Consider the following 1,043-nt stretch of genomic DNA (forward strand, 5'->3'; position numbering starts at 1 on the left):
CGGTGGTCCCCTGGCGGCTGTTCTCCTCCAGCACCGCCCGGCACAGCTCCCGTGCCCGTTCCAGTTCCCCCGCCGGGGCGCGCAGGTGGGCGTGCAGCGCCTCCACCACCCTCGGCGGAGCGGTCGAGGCGTGCTTCGGGTTCAGGTAGCGCGAGAGCGTCGTCTGGTCGATGCCCAGTCTCGAGGCCAGTGCCTGCTGGGTGGGCCGCGTGCCGCCGGGTGTGTTCCCGGCCTCCTCCCACCAGCGCCGCAGCAACCGCGCCAGCCGCTCCCCCGGCCGCTGCTCCCGGTCCTGGCCCTCCGGCTCGTACGCCATGCGTCTCTCCCCGTCGTCATGCGGAACGGCCGGGCGTCCACGCCGTCTGCATCGCTGCATGACAGCAGGTCAGCCGCATGCACGGCGGCAAGCTCGGATGCACCGGCCCACAGCAGCGCAGAGCGTAGCGAGAGCGGACGAAAGGTCCGGCGCCCTCGCCCCGGGCCGTCCGGGTCCCCGTGCGCCGCCGGGCGTCCCGCGTCCCCGCGCCGAAGCCGTCCCGGGCCTTCGGCGGAGCCGCTCCGGGAACCGGTGCGGGAACCAGTGCGGGAACCGGTGCGGGCGCGGCGCGCCTTCACCTGGAAGAGTGCCGGTGCGGTGCGCCCTCGGGGCGCGTCACTCACTCGGAGGAAGGACCCGGGAGGTTACGGGGCCGCGGTGATGCGGGCCACCGCCTCGCGGGTCAGCGCGCGGTCGGGCGGGGTGTCGTCCAGGGACCGGTGCAGGGTCAGGCCCTCGATCAGGGCGTCCAGTTGGCGGGCCGTGGCCGGGTCGAAGTGGTGCTCCAGGAGGTCGCGGCTGCGTCGCATCCACCGCTGGCAGAGCTGCCGGTAGGCCGTGTGGCGGGCGGCCAGGGTGTAGAGCTCCTGGGTGAGGGCCAGGTCGCGGCGGGGGCCCTCGGAGAGGGTGTGGATGAGGTCGGTGACCGCTTCGCGGGCCTGGTCGGCGGTGCCTGCGCCGCTGAGGTGCCGTTCGAAGACGGCCACGACGTGGTCGGCGTAGCCGG

Annotated in this window: 1 protein-coding gene and 1 pseudogene; both read right to left on the reverse strand. The window is 74.9% G+C overall.

Going from position 1 to position 1,043, the window contains the following annotated elements; translation table 11 throughout:
• Window positions 1-316, reverse strand: a 316-nt coding sequence (locus tag B7L92_RS36215) for a helix-turn-helix domain-containing protein (RefSeq protein WP_143626452.1), incomplete at its 3' end; no start/stop codon positions are given.
• A gap of 365 nt (window positions 317-681) precedes the next feature.
• Window positions 682-1,043: pseudogene (locus tag B7L92_RS36220) on the reverse strand (TetR/AcrR family transcriptional regulator); the annotation flags it as partial.

It is taken from the genome of Streptomyces viridosporus (genome assembly GCF_002078235.1).
Classification (GTDB): domain Bacteria; phylum Actinomycetota; class Actinomycetes; order Streptomycetales; family Streptomycetaceae; genus Streptomyces; species Streptomyces viridosporus.